Origin of the sequence: Tabrizicola sp. (assembly GCF_036781545.1) — a bacterium.
Classification (GTDB): Bacteria; Pseudomonadota; Alphaproteobacteria; order Rhodobacterales; family Rhodobacteraceae; genus Tabrizicola.
Genome location: NZ_DAIQAT010000006.1, coordinates 1 through 16,271, shown reverse-complemented (window position 1 = coordinate 16,271; position 16,271 = coordinate 1). Strand labels below are relative to the sequence as shown.

Sequence of the window (16,271 nt, the reverse complement as noted above, 5' to 3'; positions counted from 1 at the left end):
CCCTGCTTGCAGAAGAGACAATTGGATTTCCAGATGATCGCAGACAGCATTCTTTCCCGCCTGCGCGAGCCTTCGCTTCTGCCCACCGCCGGTCTGGTGGCGGGCGTCTGGCGGGGCGCAAGCGGGCCGGCCTTCGAGGTGGTGAACCCCGCCACCGGCGAGATCATCGCCCGCCTGCCCGAGATGGGCGCGGCCGAGACCGCCGAGGCCATCGCCGCCGCCCATGCCGCCCAGCCCGCATGGGCCGGGCGCACCGGCAAGGAGCGGGCCGCGATCCTGCGTCGGCTTTTCGATCTGATGGTGGAAAACGCCGATGATCTGGCCACGATCATCACCGCCGAAATGGGCAAGCCCTGGCCCGAGGCGCGCGGCGAGGTGCTGTATGGCGCCTCTTACGTCGAATGGTTCGGCGAAGAGGCCAAACGCGTCTATGGCGAGACGATCCCGGGCCACCAGCGCGACAAGCGCCTGATGGTGATCCGCCAGCCAGTCGGCGTGGCGGGGGCGATCACGCCCTGGAACTTCCCCAGTGCCATGCTGGCACGCAAGATGGCGCCGGCCTTGGCGGCGGGCTGCGCGATGGTGGCGAAACCGGCGGAACAGACGCCACTTTCGGCCATCGCCCTGGCGGTGCTGGCCTGCCGCGCGGGCCTGCCGCCGGCGCTGTTCTCGGTCATCACCGGCACCGACGGCCCCGCCATCGGGCGCGAGATGTGCGGCAACCCGCTTCTGCGCAAGATCACCTTCACCGGCAGCACCGAGGTGGGCCGCATCCTGATGCGGCAGGGGGCGGACCAGATCAAGAAGATGTCGATGGAACTGGGCGGCAACGCGCCCTTCATCGTCTTCGACGACGCTGATCTGGACGCTGCGGTCGAAGGCGCGCTGGTGGCGAAGTTTCGCAACAACGGCCAGACCTGCGTCTGCGCCAACCGGATCTATGTGCAGGCCGGGGTGCATGATGCCTTTGCCGCGAAACTGGCCGCGGCGGTCGCGCAACTGCACGTCGGCAACGGCTTCGACGAAGGAGTGGCCCTCGGCCCGCTGGTCGATGCCGATGCGCTGAGGAAAGTCGAGGACCATGTGGCCGATGCCCGCCGCCTTGGCGCTTCGGTCCTGACCGGAGGGGCGGGGCAGGGTGGTCTCTTCTACGCCCCCACCGTCCTGACCGGCGCTAGCCCCGCCATGCGCCTTGCGCGCGAGGAAACCTTCGGTCCCGTCGCGGCGCTGTTCCGGTTCGACACGGCGGAGGAGGCGGTCCGGCTGGCCAACGACACTGAATTCGGTCTTGCTGCCTATTTCTACACCCGCGACGTGGCCCAGGTCTGGCGTGTGGCCGAGATGCTGGAATACGGCATGGTCGGCATCAACACCGGCCTGATCTCCACCGAACTCGCCCCCTTCGGCGGCATCAAGCAATCCGGACGGGGCCGCGAGGGCGGCCGTCAGGGCATCGACGACTATCTGGAAACCAGATATCTCTGTCTTGGCGGAGTCTGACAGGTTTCTCTTCTGCATCGGAAAATCCAGGAGGCGCTTTTCATGACCCTTCCCCAGACCGCCGAAGTCCTGATCGTGGGCGGCGGCGTAGCCGGTTGTTCGATCGCCTATCACCTGACGAAGCTGGGGATCGCGGATGTGGTCCTCTTGGAGCGCAGGCAGCTGACCTGCGGCACCACATGGCACGCGGCCGGGCTGGTGACGCAGTTGCGCGCGACGCAGCGGATGACCGAGCTTGCGCAATATACGGGCGAGCTGTTCGGCAAGCTGGAGGCAGAGACCGGGCAGGCGACGGGGTTCAAGAGAAACGGCTCGCTGCGGCTGGCGAAGACCCCGGCGCGGTATGAGGAACTGGCGCGCGGCGCCTCGATGGGGCGCAACTTCGGCCTGCCGGTTGAGGCGCTGACGCCCGGCCAGGTCAAGGAGCGCTGGTCGCCGATCAGCACCGAGGGGCTGGTGGGCGGCTTCTGGTTCCCAGACGACGGCCAGGTCAACCCGGCCGACGTGACCATGGCCTATGCCAAGGGCGCAAGGATGGGCGGGGCGAAGGTGCTGGAGGGGATCGCCGTCACCAAGATCTTGACCGCGAACGGCCGCGCCACCGGGGTGATGACGGATCAGGGCCCCATTGCCGCGAAGAAGGTGGTGATCTGCGGCGGCATGTGGTCGCGCGATCTGGCCGCCGAGATCGGCGTCACGCTGCCCCTGCACGCGGCCGAGCATTTCTACGTGGTGACCGAAGCTATCCCCGGCCTGCCGCGCGACCTGCCGGTGATGTTCACCGCCGACGAATGGTCCTACTACAAGGAGGACGCGGGCAAGCTCCTGGTCGGCTTCTTCGAGCCGGGCGCCAAGCCCTGGGGCCAGACGGGCATCCCCGACAGCTTCTGCTTCGATGCCCTCCCCGAGGACATCGACCATATCGGCCCCTATCTCGAAATGGCGATGAAGCGGGTGCCGGTGCTGGAGCGCACCGGAATCCAGCTTTTCTTCAACGGCCCGGAAAGTTTCACCCCCGACAACCGCTATCATCTGGGCGAGACGGCCGAGGTGCGCGGGCTCTTCTCGGCCACCGGCTTCAACTCCATCGGCATCCTGTCCTCGGGCGGGGTGGGCAAGGCAATGGCCTCGTGGATCGCCGAGGGCCATCCCCCGGTCGAACTGAGCGACGTGGACGTGCGCCGGACGCAGGCCTTCCAGCGCAACCGCAAATACCTGCAGGACCGCTCGGTCGAGACCATCGGCACGCTGTTCGGCATGCACTGGCCGGGGCTGCAGTTCGAAACCGCGCGCGGGGTGCGCCGCTCGCCCTTCCACGACCGCTGGCTGGAGGCGGGGGTCTTCATGACCGAACTGGCGGGGTGGGAGCGTCCGGGCTTCTTCGGCACACCCGAGGAAGTGGCGAATGTCGAATATTCCTACCACAGGCCGAGCTGGTTCAAGAACGTCGCCGCCGAATGCCGCAATACCGCAGAAAACGTCTCGGTCTTCGACTACAGCTGCTTCGTCAAATACCGGGTCGAGGGGCCGGATGCGCTGGCCGCGCTGAACCATGTCTGCGCGGGCGATTGCGACGTGCCGGTGGGCAAGATCGTCTATACCCAGTGGCTGAACCCGCGCGGCGGGATCGAGGCTGACGTGACGGTGATCCGCGTCGCAGAGGATGCCTTCCTCGTGGTGACGGTGGCGCTGTCGCAGCGGCGCGACCTGGCCTGGCTGCGCCGCAACATGCCCGAGGGCGCGCGTGTCCATGTCGCTGACATCACCTCGGGCACGGCGATGCTGGCCATCATGGGGCCGAAGGCGCGCGAGTTGATGGCGCGGGTCTCGCCCGACGATGTCTCGAATGCGGGTTTTCCCTTCGGCACCTCGCGCGAGATCGACCTCGGCTATGCGCGGGTGCGGGCCAGCCGGCTGACCTTCGTGGGCGAATTGGGGTTCGAGCTGATGATCGAGACCGAATTTGCCGCCCATGTCTGGGAGGTGCTGGCGGAGGCGGGCCGGGACCTTGGCCTGAAGCCCGCGGGCTATTTCGCGCTGAATTCCCTGCGGATGGAGAAAGGCTATCGCCACTGGGGCCATGACATCGGCGAGGAAGATACTCCGCTCAACGGCGGTCTCGGCTTTGCCGTGGCGCTGGACAAGCCGGGCGGCTTCATCGGCAGCGCGGCGCTGTTGCGGCAGAAGGCAGAAGGGCCGGTCCGCCGCCGTCTGGTGCAGGTGATGCTGACTGGCGGCGCGGAGGCGCCGATGCTTTATCACCACGAGCCCATCCTGCGCGATGGCAGGCTGGTGGGCTCGGTGATGTCGGGCGCTTATGGCCACCGCGTCGGCGCCTCGCTGGGCCTCGGCTATGTGTCGCATCCCAAGGGGGTTGCGAAGGACTGGCTGGAAACAGGCACATGGGAGGTCGAGGTCGCCATGAAACGCTACCCTGCCAAGCTGCAGCTCGGCCCGTGGTATGATCCTAATGGGGAGAGGATCAAAGCCTGAGAAGGGGCGAATGCCGAAGATCCCTCCGGCCTTGGTCTTTCCGCAGAAGGCTTCGCTCTAGTCTCGGCTCTTTCCGCCATTCACTATGAGGGCATTCTTCCGACATGGCTGCGGCTCAGCTCCGGTGTTTTTCGGACTGCGGGACGGTTCTCGACTTGACCTTAGAACAGCACCTTATGGTCAGGCAGGTCTGGATCGCCGCATAGCTGTAGTCGGGCTGTCGACAGCGTTTGCCTTCGGCGCGGCTTCCCAGGTCATGGCGGGCTCGAACCAGATCGTCAGCGAGCCGAGACGCTTGAGTACCTCGTTGTAGGCTGGCCAGTTGCTGGTCTTGTGGATGGGGGTGTTGGCCTGCTCATGTGTCCCAACTATCATGTTGGGATCACGACATGAATCCGCGCAGGCGATTTGTGCAACAGAGCCGGCTCAGGCCGCCAAGGCTCCGGAAATCAGCTGGTTCCACAGCCGTATCCCGTCGCGCAGCACGGCATCGTTGAAGTCAAACCGGGGCGAATGCAGCATCGGATTTTCACCCTCCTTCCGCGCGCCAAGCCAGATATAACAGCCCGGCTTCCTCTCCATCATAAACGAGAAATCCTCAGCCCCCATCGAGGGCGGCGGAGAGGCGATGGCAAAACCCGCACCGGCTGCGATGTCACGGACGAAACGGGCGGCACCCGCGTCGTTGACGGTGGCGGGATAGCGGCGCTCATGCAGCACCTCGGCACGGCATTCGAAACCGGCGGCGACATGCTGGGCGACCTCGGTCAGACGGCGCTCGATCAGATCGGCGCCTTCGGGGGTGAACCAACGGGTGGTCCCCGCCAGCTTCACTGCCTCCGGGATGACGTTATAGGCATCGCCGCCATGGATCTTGGTGACCGAGACCACCACCGAGTCCAAAGGAGAGACATTCCGCGCCGCGATGACTTGCAATGACGAGACAATCTGGCTGGCTGCCAGCACAGGATCGGCCGACTGATGCGGCATCGCCCCATGAGCGCCTCGGCCTGCGATGGTGATATCAAAAGTGCCAAAGGCCGACATCATCGCCCCATCCGGCGCGGCCACCGATCCGGGTGCGGTATCGGGCCAATTGTGCATGCCAAACACCCGGTCTGGCGAGATCTGATCGAAGAGCCCGTCTTCAATCATCTGGCGCGCCCCGCCTTCGACCTCTTCGGCGGGTTGGAAGATCACATGCAGCACCCCATGCAGATCCTTGCGGCTGGCGGCATGGCGGGCAGCGGCCAGCAGCATCGCGGTATGACCGTCATGGCCGCAAGCATGCATCATTCCGGGCTGGGACGAGGCATGGGGCAGGCCGGTTTGCTCATGGATCGGCAATGCATCCATATCGGCGCGCAAAGCGATGGAGCGGTGCGAGCTGCCTCGGCGCAGTGTGCCGACGACCCCGGTGACGCCCAGACCCCGGCTTACCTCAAAGCCATATTCAGCCAGTTTGCCCGCGACAGGCCGACGTGCGATGCTCCTGATAGGCGATCTCGGGGTGGCGGTGCAGGTCATGCCGCCATCGCCGGGCTTCTTCGATCAGATAATGAGGCAACTCTGCTGTCATTTTGCTCTCCGGCACTCGGGTGATACCCGCCACGTCTCTAATCTTGGTAAGGCGCGCTCCTGGAAAACCTTAGGTTAAGGCACTTCCGGGGGCTTTGCGTCACAAGGCGATGGTTTTGTGTTCGATATAGTGGTTGATCCCCTCGGCTCCGAACTCGCGCCCGATGCCGCTTTGCTTGTAGCCGCCGAAGGGCGACAAAAGGTCAACTGCGGCATTGCCATGGGTTATTGTGCCAGTGCGAATCTGCCGGGCGATTGCTTCGGCGCGGGCTGCATCCGGGGTCCAGACCGAACCTGCCAGCCCGTAGTCGGAGGCATTGGCCAAAGCGACGGCCTCCTCCTCGCTGTCGTAAGGAATCATGCAGACGACGGGTCCGAAGATCTCTTCCTGAGCAATGCGCGAGGCATTGTCGACATCCGTGAACAGCGTCGGGCGGATGAAATTGCCGTGGTTGATCCCTTCGGGCAGGCCGGTTCCACCGGTGGCGATGCGGGCGCCCTCGGCTTCGGCCTGCCGAATGTAATCTGTGATCTTTTGGCGTTGGCGTTCCGAGACGACCGGACCAAGGAAGGTGTTTTCATCGCTTGGATCGCCAATGGTCATGGCTTCGATCATGGCGACCATGGCCTCGGCATAATCGGCCTGACGCGGGCGCGGCACCAAGACCCTCGTTTGCGCCACGCAGACCTGCCCGTTGTTGGGGAAGGAGCGATACTTGAGAGCGGCGACGGTTTCCGCCAGATCGGCATCGTGCAGCACGATGGCCGCGGATTTGCCCCCCAGCTCTAGGCTGACCCGTTTGAGCAGCGAGCCGCCAAGGCCGGCGATGCGGCGGCCAACCTCGGTTGAGCCGGTAAAGCCGATCTTGTCGATGCCGGGATGTATGACCAGGTGCTCGCTGGTCTCTTTATCCGCCGCCAGCACGCTAAAGACTCCTTCCGGCAGCCCGGCCTCGGCGAAAAGCTCGCCTAAGAATTGGCCATCTACGGCAGTTTCCTCGGCCAGTTTTAGCACCACAGTGCAGCCCGCGATCAGCGCGGGGTAGAGCTTGCCCAAAGCCACCTGATGCGGCGCATTCCATGGGATGATGGCTGCAACCACGCCCACAGGTTCGCGCAGCCACAGACCTTTTCCCGAGGGATAAGCCTCGCGCCGGTCTTCCCAAGGATAGCTACGCGCAGCCGTGAAGAAGGCATGGCTTTGATTCGTGATCAGCGTGCGTATTGCTTGGGTGAACCAATGCGGCCCGCCCATCTCACGCGAGGCAAGGCGGGCGAATTCATCTGACCGCGCTTCATAAAGCGCATGGAACCGCTCGATCACTTGCAGGCGGTCTTCCACCGTCATCCGGGGCCATGGGCCATGGTCAAAGGCCCGCCGAGCCTCGGCCACGGCGCGGTCGATATCTGCGGCACTGGCCAAGGGCGCGGTGCCGACGACTGCGCCATCATAGGGCGAACGGAGCTCAATGATCCGGGGGGCGGTGGAGGCGACGCGGCGACCGCCGATGAAAAGATCCGAGAAATCAGTCATGTCAGAACCGGCCTTTTGAACATGGGGCATTGGTCTGCGCCCCGGTGGGACGCAGGGAGAGGATGGCGGGGGCACCAAAGTGCCAGTCAGTCAGATGGGCAGCAGGGCCGGTTGGGCCGCCCCTGCCGAACCGGCATCAGGCGTGGATCAGATCCGAGGCCTTGTCTCCGATCATGATGGCAGTGGCATTGGTATTGCCCGAGATATGGCGCGGCATTATCGAGGCATCGGCCACCCAAAGCCCCTCAACCCCGCGCACTTTCAGATCGGGGCGCACCACGGCCGTATCATCCGGCCCCATCCGGCAGGTGCCGACGGGATGGAAGAAAGGCACTGTGCTGCGACGCAGATAGGCGATCTCTTCCTCGCGCGAGCTACCTTCGGCGGGCAGGTCAAGGAAGCGGATCATATCCTTCGAGAAAGGCGGCTGGGCGCAGATCTTGCGGATCCATGCGATACCGCCGAGCAGCGTCTCGACATCATCTGGATGGTCGAGCATGCGCGCGAAGATCGCCACTTTCTCGTGGGGATCTTTCGAGCGTAGCTCCAGATGCCCAACGCTTTTCGAATGGTTGATGTTCATCAAAATGGTGACGAGATCGGCTTTCGGTACCTCCAGCTTGGTCTTGGTTTGTGCCAGACCGAAGGGGAAGAGGTGGAATTGCAGATCGGTATATTCCAACTCGGGCCGGGATCTGATGAAGGCGATCAGCTGGGCGGTCGGCACGCTCATCACGCCGCGCCGCCTGAAAAGCCATTCGCCAAAGGCCAAAGCGCCGCGCAGGGGCCGCGCCATCCGGTTGGCGGTGGGCACTTTCATCTCGGCCAAGGCGTAAAGGCCGGGGTGTTCGAGAAGGTTCTTGCCGACTTCAGGGCTATCAACCAGCGGGGTGATCCCGTGCTTTTTCAACTCTACCGGGTCGCCAATGCCTGACAGCATCAAAAGCTGTGGCGAGTTGATCGAGCCTGCACAAAGCACCACGCCGCGACGGGCGGTGAAACTGACCTTGTTGCCCGATTGCAATGCCTCGACCCCGGTGGCGCGGCCGTCTTTGATCGTAACCCGTTCGACCACAGTGTCGTCGATAAAGCGCAGGCGCGCATCCTTCAGCTTTGGCAGCACGAAACTGTCAAAGGCCGATGCGCGGATGCCATTCTTGGTGGAGCCTTGGTTCCACGCCACGCCCTCATGCGAGACGCCGTTCATATCCGCGTTGAAGGTGGCACCGGCGGCGACAAAGCTTTTGAGGAAGGTCTCAGAGACCGGATGTTTCCACCGCAGGGCCGAGACACGCTGCGGACCCATGCCGCCGCGCACGCCGTTATCTTTGTCATTGTCCGCCGTCTCCATCCGGCGGAAATAGGGCAGCACATCCTTCCAGCCCCAGCCGGGATTACCCAAAGCCTCCCAAGCGTCATAATCCTGCTTGGCGCCGCGGATGAAGATCATCCCATTGATCGCCGAAGACCCCCCCGGCACCTTGCCACGCGGCCAAGCCTCGACCAGCCCGTTGCGGGTCGGGTCCGGCTCGGTCTTGTAGCACCAGTCATAGCGCGGATTGCCGACGGTATGGATCAAGGCGGCGGGCAGGCGGGTTATCGGGATCCGCTCGCGCTTGCCGGCCTCGATCAGCAGAACCTTCATGCCCTTGTCAAGCAGGCGAGCCGTCAGCGGAGACCCTGCGCTGCCTGAGCCGATGACGATATAGTCGAAGTCCATCTGATGAGTTCCTCAGGTCTTGCCCTGGCTCCGGCGCTCAGGCCAGGATGGTGTCGGATGTGGCATGGGAGGGCGCGGGCATTGCCCCCGCCGCCAGATGGCAGGCCGCCAGATCATCCTTGCCGCGCGGCTTCAGGCTTGGGTCAATGGTGGCGCAACGGTCAAAGGCAAAGGGGCAGCGGCTGCGGAAAGAGCATCCCGGCGGGATGTTGATCGGGTTCGGCGGCTCACCTTCCAGAAGGTAGGTCGAGGCGTTATAGGGCCGATGTTCGATCGCCGGCACAGCGGACAGAAGCGCGCGGGTATAGGGATGACCGGGGTCGAAGAAGGTAATTTCATTGCCAGCCAGCTCCACCACCCGGCCCAGATACATCACCGCCACCCGGCTGCAGACCCGGCGCACCATGCCAAGGTCATGCGAGATATAGATATATGTCATGCCATGGCGAGCTTGCAGCTTTTCAAACAAAGCCAATAGCTTGGCCTGTTCGACCTGATCCAAAGCCGAAAGCGTCTCGTCCAAGATCAGCAGTTCCGGCTCCAGCACCATCGCACGGGCGATATTCACCCTTTGGCGCTGCCCGGCACTCAAGCCGACCGGCAGGCTATGCGCCAGTTCGGGCGCAAGGCCGACCTCGGCCATGGTCTCGGCCACTTTCGCACGGATCTCTGCCCTAGAGCGCCCGCCGTGGATGATCAGCGGCTCGGCCACGGTGCGGCCAATGGTGAGGTGCGAGGGAATCGAGTTATAGGGGTCTTGCAGCAAAAGCTGAAAGCCCCGCCGCAGGTTCAAAAGGCTCTTGCCGCGCAGCCCCGCGATACTCTGGCCTTTGAACAGGATCTCGCCGGTATCGGGCGCCTCGAGGCGGCTGAGCAGACGAGACAAGCTCGACTTGCCGCAGCCAGATTCTCCAACGATGCCAAGGCTATCGCCCTTATAAACATCAAAGGAAACCCCGCGCACCGCTTGCACCTGTTGCTTGCCGAACAGGCGGTTGCGGTCCTTGGTGGCATAGGTCCGGCTGACATCCCGGACCGAAAGGATAACCTCGCGGCCATCGCTTGCGGTGACGGAAGGGGCGGCGGCTACGTCTGGCTGAGCCTCCCAGATCCGCGGCATCTCGCGCACCAGATGGCGGGTGTAATTGTGCTCGGGCCGGTGCAGTATGCCCTGCATCGACTGCCGTTCCACCACTTTGCCGTCCGCCAGAACCAGCACATTATCGGCAATCTCATTCACCATGCCCAAAAGCGACGAGACGAAGAGGATCGCAGTGCGGTATTCGGCCTGAAGATCGCGCAAGAGGCGCAGGATCTGGGCGGCAACGGTCACATCCAAAGGCTGGGTGATGTTGTCGGCGACCAGAAGATCGGGGCTGGTCACCAAAGCATCAACGATCATTACGCGCTGCATCATCCCGCCCGAGAATTGGAACGGGAATTCGTTGAACCGTTCAGCGGCCGAAGGGATACGAACGGCCTGCAGTGTCTCGATCACCCGGCGCTTGGCGTCGGCGTCGGAAATCCCCGGCTCGACCGATTTCAGTTTTTCAACGATCTGGCGGCCAATCGGCAGGGTCGGGTCCAGGGCGCTGGTCGGGTCGGCACCGATATAGGCAATCTTGCGCCCGCGCAGGCCTTGTAGCTCTGCCGGAGGCATCAGCCGCAGGTCTTGCCCACGGTAAAGGATCTGGCCGCTGGTCATCTCCAGCGGGCGCGAGACCCAATTGACCATGGCCCGCGACAGCACAGTCTTGCCCGAGCCGCTTTCGCCTATGATCCCCAGCACCTCATTAGCGTGTAGGTCCAGCGAGACATTATCCAGCACTTTGCGGCGCTGAGGGGCTGTATTCAGTTCGACGGAAAGATCGCGGACCTGAAGGATGGGTTCAGCGGCGCTCATGACACCCCCTGCAGAAGCTTGTTGCGGGCGCGCTCCAATGCGCCACCCATGAGGTTGATGCCACAAAGCGAGATCGCCAGCAGAAGACCGGGGACCGTGGTGATCCACCAAGCGTTCATCAGATATTTGGTGCCGTCAGCGATGATGGTGCCAAAGGTTGGGGTCGGGGGCTGAATGCCAATGCCGATGAAGCCAAGGATTGCCTCAATGATCATCATCCGCGCCACATCCAGCACTGCGACAAAGGCGATCGGCGGGAGGATATTTGGGGCGATATGGACCAAAAGGATCCGTAGGTTTGAGGCACCCAGGATCTTGGCGGCGCGGACATATTCCTTGCGCCGCTCGGACAGCATCACGCTTCGGGCGGTGCGGGCATAGGCGGGCCAACCGGCGAGGATCAGCACGCAGACGATTGTAACGGGCGTTGGGCGCGACACACCTAGGATGGTGATGGCAAGGATGATCACCGGAATTGCCATCTGCGCATCTGTGATCCGCATCAGGATCAGATCCACCCAACCGCCGACATAGCCCGCAATCATGCCGATGATCGATCCGATCAGGAACATACCGACCACGGAGACCACGCCGATCATCAATGCGTTGCGCAGGCCAATCAGCGATCGCGCAAAAAGGTCTCGACCCAGCTGGTCGGTCCCGAGGACATGCGACCAGCTTCCACCCTCAAACCCCAGGGGCGGCAGGAATTTATCCGCCACGCTGAATTTGGTCGGCGAGACACCCAGAAGCGAGGGGCCGACGACCGACAGCAGGATTAGGCCGAAGAAGATGAAAAAGCCGATGCGAAATTCGGTGGTTCTCCAGGCATTGGCAAACATGGTCGCCGAAAGCGTGCGCGGACCGTGGCTCTTGGTCGGCGTCTTGGGCAGCATGGGTGCAAGCTCGGCGCTCATCAGTATTGCAACCTTCTGTCGATGGTCGTGGCGGCGAAATCGACCAAGATGTTGACTACCACCAGCACCATACAGGCGAGGATGGCGATGGCCTGGATGACCGGGAAATCACGCTGGAAGACGGCGTTGATCATCAAGAGGCCGACACCGGGGTAGTTGAAGGCATATTCGATGACGAAAAGAGAGCCGAGCAGCAGGCCAATGGCCTGAATGCCAACAACATTCAGCATCGGGATCATCGAGTTGCGCAGCACATGCGCCACGATCATCCGCTTGCGCGACAGGCCGCGGATCATCCCAGATGGCACATAGGATTCCATCATATTGCTGGACACCGCGACCGAGGCCGAGCGAATGAAAACTGGCGTAAGTTCGATCGCCAAGACGATGGCAGGCAGGATCGCATAGGTCCAATTTCGGTAGCCGATGGCGGGCAGAAGGCCGCCTTTGACCGAGACCAGAAAGATCAACACCAAGGCCAGCCAGATATTCGGCAAAGAGACGAAGACAGAGCTGAGATAAAGCGCCATCCGGTCCGGCCAGCGCCCTGATTTTAGGCCGGCTGCAATACCGATGGGCAAAGACACGGCCATGGCGATGGCAAAGGACAGGCCTGCCAACAAGAGGCTATAGGGCAACGCGATCAGGATCAGACCCATCACCGAGGCACGGTTGGCCGCGTCAAAGGTGTCGCCTCCACGCGAGCCGCCTGTGCTGGCCCCTTGGGCGCTGCGCACGAAGGAACGGCCGAAATCGCCGCTGGCGACCTGGCCAACGTAACGGGCGAATTGCACCGGGATCGGGTCGCGCAGCCCCATTTTCTGGGCGGTCTCTTCGGCCACCTCTGCCGAGACCATCGGCCCGAGCATGATGCGGACCGGATCGCCGGGCACAATGCGCAGCAAAGTGAAGATCAGCATCGCAACCAGCACGATGATGACCAAACCCTGCAGCAGCCTGCGCAGGAAAAAGTCTACGGCAAATAGCATGGCCTGTCCTGTTTGGCTCGCCCAGCCCGTCGGCTCGGCCCTTTCAGCCATTCGCGCGGCCCAGCCGAAGGGGGGCTGCGCGAAAGCCTTTGGCGGGATACGCCTTTCGGCGCATCCCTTGTCGTTTGCGATTAGACCAGATCAGCCTTGTTCAGGTCGATCGGACCATTCGGGAAGTAATAAGCGCCTTCCAAGTTCTTCGCCGCGCCATGGAATACCACAGCCGAGAAGAGCGAGAAGCTGGGCAGTTTGGCGGCCATCAAGGGGAAGGTCTCTTCCGACAGCACCTTCATCCGCTCGGCCGGGTCGAGGGTCGAGCGTTCCTTGGCCAGCGAGGCGTCGATCTCAGGATCATTGATTCCACAGATCAGCGCGGCCGAGGAATGCCAGTTCGGGCGCAGCACCAGATCAGGCTCGGGCGAGCCGGTCATCCAACCCACGTCGCACATATGGCCAGCACCTTGGCCGTCGGCGCCGCGATAGATCGCCTGTTCCCAAGCAGCCGGTTCCAGCACGGTCAGCTGCACATCGAAGCCGACTTCCATCATCATCGCGGCGATCAGCTCACCATATTCCTTGGTCTTCGGGTAAAAGCCGATGGAGGTGATGTATTCCAGCTGAGGCAGGCCAGCACCACCGGGGAAACCAGCTTCCTCGAGTAGGCGTGCGGATTCAGCCGGGTCGTATTTCGGGTAGTTGGCAATATCGGTGAAGCCGAACTTCATCGGCGAGATGAAGCAGTTCGAGGCCACGCCCGCATCGCCCATCAACTCAAGGATCTGATCGCGGTCGATGGCATGGGCCGCTGCCAGACGGATGCGCGGATCATCGAAAGGCGCCTTATTGCATCGGAAGTGCAGATATTTGTTCTCAGTCGACATGCCCTTGCGGACGCTGACTTTGTCGTCGCTCAGGAGCGAGGCATATTGCTCGGGCTCAAGCCGTTCAGCGATGTGATATTCGCCGTTCATCAGGCCCAGAACACGGGTGTTGGCGTCCGGCACATAGGCATAGACGATCTCGTCGATCTTCGGGCGACCACCGAAATAGCCATCAAAGGCCTCGACATAACTGCGGTCGCCTTCGGTCTTCACGTATTTGAAGGCGTTGGTGCCGTTGGGGCGCTGCTGCAGCAGTTCCGGGGTGGCAATGTCGGTCGCCGACATGATCGGCAAAGAGCTGGCGACGAACCAGAAGGTCGAGGCTGGATAGCCGTATTTCTCGGTCTTCAGGCGCACGGTCAACGGGTCGACGATCTCAACATCGACTTTACCGGGGTAGTAAGAGGCGGCGGGGCGCGACGGGTCTGAGGCATATTCGTAGGTCGCCTTCACATCTTCTGCGCCGAAAGGCTTGCCGTCATGGAAGGTCACGCCTTCGCGGAGTTTGAATTCCAAGGTGAATTCGTCGATCATCGACCAGCTGACGGCCAGATCAGGCTCCAGCACATCGGTTTTGCCCTCTTCCATCGGGGCGCGGGTCAGTTGCGAGAAGACGATCTTCTCGAAATTGCCTTGGCCCAGAGTGGTATGCGAGCTGGGGTCGAAGTTGCCAGTTAGCGGCCCCATCGAGGCCAGAACCACAGTCTTCTTGCCTTGCGCCTTGGCGGCCATCGGCAGGCCGATGGCGCTAAGCGCCATGGCGGCGCCTGCACCTGCAAGGATCTGTCTGCGAGTTGTCATCGGCTTAATCCCTATTCCTGTTGGTTTTTTCGAAGGCAAACTTTCCTGTTTGCGCTGGGTTTCACGTTTGTTTATCACTGTCGCTTCGGAGTGGCGGCGGGCGGCACGGGCTTCACAATGGTCATGCTAGTGCAGATCTGTCCGAACGCCTTTGACCCTGCGGACAAATTACTTGTCCCAACGGACAGGTGAGAGGGCTGGCTGTTCAGCGGGGTGGGTCTGGCCTGAGTTTGTCTGACGTGTATGGGGCTGCGAGGCGGTCAGGGTCAGCCGCTATGCCGAATCCGCGACGGGCTGATGCCGAACACCCGGCTGAAGGCGCGGGAGAACGAGGCCAGTTCGGCATAGCCCAGCTCCAGCGCCACTTCGCTGACGGCCGCCCCTTGGCTGAGCCGGTCGCGGGCATAGCTCATCCGGCAGTGCTGCCAGTATCCTTCAACCGAACTGCCCATCACAGCGCGGAAGCCTTGGGTCAGCCTTGTGCGGCTGATGCCGACCTCGCGGGCGACCTCATCAAGGCTTCCCATCCGGTCCAACCGGCTGGAAACCAAGGTCGCGGCGCGGGCAATCGCCTCGGCGGTGCCGGGGGTCAGGGTGACACCGACGGCTTCGCCGGTGCCGGGCAACTCCATCGCGGCCTGATAGATCAGCGCAAGAATCTCAAGATAGCGCGAGCGCACAAAGGCCCGCCGGGTGCCGCCGGTGAAGGGGCAAGAAAGCACCTGACTGACCGCCGAGACCATACGGCCATCCAAAGTCAGCGAGAAATGCCGCGGCGTGTCGATATGGCCGGGATCGACCAGCAGCCTCAGATGCTCGGGCACCCGCGAGGTGGTGGTTTCCAGAAAGCGCAACACGGCGGCGGGGCGCAGCCACAGGCAAGCGGTATGCCAGTGGTCACGCGCCGAAGAGATCCGCTCGATCTGGGCGCCGGCCGGATAGCGGGTGACGATGCAACTGCGGCTTGGCTGATCGACATTGGCGTAGTTCGAGATGTTTTCGACCCCGCGACCGCCAAGGCGCAGGCAGAAATGCAGCCAATCACCAGAGTCTACGGTTTGGAAGTGATGCCCAACCTGAGGCAGGGGGCGCGGGGTGCCGCTGCCAGTGAAGGCCATGGCATCGGCGTCAAACTGGATCAGATCTTGATGGAAAGGATCGCCGTCGCATTCCGAGCGCACCACCATGCCACGATCATCATCATAGAATCGCCCCGCTTGCTCGGGTGAGGCGCCAAAGAAGGATTCGGCAAAGGCCCGGTCGAACAGCGATTCATAGGAAAAAGCTTCTTGAGGCTGCAAAGCGGCCTCAGGATAATCCTGCAGCAGGCTGGAGGTCGGGCTGAGGGGCGGCATTTGAGCCTTGTCGAACCTTGGACGATGCTGGGGGACTCGGGGTGGGCCGCAGAGTGGCAGGCTTAAACCTGAGGGTCAACCCTCGGGCGATTAGGCTCCAGACCCATTGATTTCAGTCATTTGGCGCGATTGAGACTCTGCAAGGAGACCTGATCGATGAGCAATCTTTCCTGGCTAACGCGCGCCCAGATGGAGCCCCTGAAGCCGTTTTTCCCCAAGAGCCATGGCTGTCCACGTGTTGATGATCGGCGTGTGCTTAGAGGGATAATCTTCATCAGCCGCAATTGCTTGCGCTGGTGTGATGCGCCAGGGACGGCCCGGCGAAGACCCCTCTACAATCGCTGGAAGCTCTGGAGCGACAACGGGGTCTTCGCCGCGCCCTGCGTGAACGGCCGCTTTCCCTGCGTCTCTGCGGCTCCTATGCTGCGCTGCCGTCAGTGGGCTTACCGCCCAACACCCTCGCCGGACCGTCAGGCGACCTACAGGCTATGGTTGACTGCATACCTTCTTGACGAACGGAACGCGGCCGAATAGCTACCGGAGCGACGCGGGCGTTGTGTAATGGTAAGACCTTAGCCTTCCAAGCTAAAGACGCGGGTT

The 16,271-nt window shown here is 62.5% G+C and carries 10 protein-coding genes and 2 pseudogenes; 3 read left to right on the top strand and 9 right to left on the bottom strand.

The features are described from left to right. Window positions 1–33 precede the first annotated feature (33 nt). Both V7Q39_RS02485 and V7Q39_RS02480 read left to right on the top strand, forming a co-directional pair. A complete protein-coding gene (locus tag V7Q39_RS02485) occupies window positions 34–1,500 on the top strand; it encodes an NAD-dependent succinate-semialdehyde dehydrogenase (protein ID WP_333814725.1) in 1,467 nt (488 codons plus the stop codon). A gap of 42 nt (window positions 1,501–1,542) precedes the next feature. After that, entirely contained in the window at window positions 1,543–3,993 is a 2,451-nt protein-coding gene (locus V7Q39_RS02480) for a GcvT family protein (protein ID WP_333814723.1), read from the top strand. Between the two features lie 172 nt (window positions 3,994–4,165). Here V7Q39_RS02480 and V7Q39_RS02475 read toward each other — a convergent pair. The 9 genes and pseudogenes from V7Q39_RS02475 to V7Q39_RS02435 all read right to left on the bottom strand — a co-directional run. Further along, window positions 4,166–4,352, bottom strand: a pseudogene (locus V7Q39_RS02475) (transposase); the annotation flags it as partial. Between the two features lie 67 nt (window positions 4,353–4,419). Then, window positions 4,420–5,520, bottom strand: a complete 1,101-nt coding sequence (locus tag V7Q39_RS02470) for an amidohydrolase (RefSeq protein ID WP_333814721.1) — start codon at window positions 5,518–5,520, stop codon at window positions 4,420–4,422. A 151-nt stretch (window positions 5,521–5,671) separates the two neighbouring features. After that, entirely contained in the window at window positions 5,672–7,135 is a 1,464-nt protein-coding gene (locus V7Q39_RS02465; RefSeq protein WP_333814719.1) for an aldehyde dehydrogenase, read from the bottom strand. A gap of 106 nt (window positions 7,136–7,241) precedes the next feature. Further along, window positions 7,242–8,825 (bottom strand): GMC family oxidoreductase, encoded by a 1,584-nt coding sequence (locus V7Q39_RS02460; RefSeq protein WP_333814717.1) that lies wholly within the window; start codon window positions 8,823–8,825, stop codon window positions 7,242–7,244. A 37-nt stretch (window positions 8,826–8,862) separates the two neighbouring features. After that, window positions 8,863–10,836 carry an ABC transporter ATP-binding protein gene (locus tag V7Q39_RS02455; protein WP_333814815.1) on the bottom strand — a complete coding sequence of 658 codons (1,974 nt, stop codon included), beginning with the start codon at window positions 10,834–10,836 and terminating at the stop codon, window positions 8,863–8,865. Then, entirely contained in the window at window positions 10,725–11,645 is a 921-nt protein-coding gene (locus tag V7Q39_RS02450; protein ID WP_333814715.1) for an ABC transporter permease, read from the bottom strand. The genes V7Q39_RS02455 and V7Q39_RS02450 overlap by 112 nt, the downstream gene beginning before the upstream one ends. Next, complete coding sequence (locus V7Q39_RS02445) at window positions 11,645–12,685, bottom strand: ABC transporter permease (RefSeq protein WP_333814713.1); 1,041 nt, start codon at window positions 12,683–12,685, stop codon at window positions 11,645–11,647. Before V7Q39_RS02445 ends, V7Q39_RS02450 begins: the two co-directional genes overlap by 1 nt. Before the next feature lie 80 nt (window positions 12,686–12,765). Further along, window positions 12,766–14,394 (bottom strand): ABC transporter substrate-binding protein, encoded by a 1,629-nt coding sequence (locus V7Q39_RS02440; protein WP_333814711.1) that lies wholly within the window; start codon window positions 14,392–14,394, stop codon window positions 12,766–12,768. A 188-nt stretch (window positions 14,395–14,582) separates the two neighbouring features. After that, window positions 14,583–15,671, bottom strand: a complete 1,089-nt coding sequence (locus tag V7Q39_RS02435) for a helix-turn-helix domain-containing protein (RefSeq protein ID WP_333814710.1) — start codon at window positions 15,669–15,671, stop codon at window positions 14,583–14,585. Between the two features lie 156 nt (window positions 15,672–15,827). Between V7Q39_RS02435 and V7Q39_RS02430 the strand changes: the two are divergent. Then, window positions 15,828–16,046 (top strand): annotated as a pseudogene (locus V7Q39_RS02430) (transposase); the annotation flags it as partial. Between the last annotated feature and the right edge of the window lie 225 nt (window positions 16,047–16,271).

What these genes read in the sequence shown, in the direction of transcription:
- V7Q39_RS02465 (WP_333814719.1), bottom strand. Translation starts at nt 7,135, where the DNA reads ATGCCCCATGTTCAAAAGGCCGGTTCTGACATGACTGATTTCTCGGAT.
- V7Q39_RS02460 (WP_333814717.1), bottom strand. Translation starts at nt 8,825, where the DNA reads ATGGACTTCGACTATATCGTCATCGGCTCAGGCAGCGCAGGGTCTCCG.
- V7Q39_RS02470 (WP_333814721.1), bottom strand. Translation starts at nt 5,520, where the DNA reads ATGACCTGCACCGCCACCCCGAGATCGCCTATCAGGAGCATCGCACGT.
- V7Q39_RS02450 (WP_333814715.1), bottom strand. Translation starts at nt 11,645, where the DNA reads ATGAGCGCCGAGCTTGCACCCATGCTGCCCAAGACGCCGACCAAGAGC.
- V7Q39_RS02435 (WP_333814710.1), bottom strand. Translation starts at nt 15,671, where the DNA reads ATGCCGCCCCTCAGCCCGACCTCCAGCCTGCTGCAGGATTATCCTGAG.
- V7Q39_RS02480 (WP_333814723.1), top strand. Translation starts at nt 1,543, where the DNA reads ATGACCCTTCCCCAGACCGCCGAAGTCCTGATCGTGGGCGGCGGCGTA.
- V7Q39_RS02485 (WP_333814725.1), top strand. Translation starts at nt 34, where the DNA reads ATGATCGCAGACAGCATTCTTTCCCGCCTGCGCGAGCCTTCGCTTCTG.
- V7Q39_RS02445 (WP_333814713.1), bottom strand. Translation starts at nt 12,685, where the DNA reads ATGGCTGAAAGGGCCGAGCCGACGGGCTGGGCGAGCCAAACAGGACAG.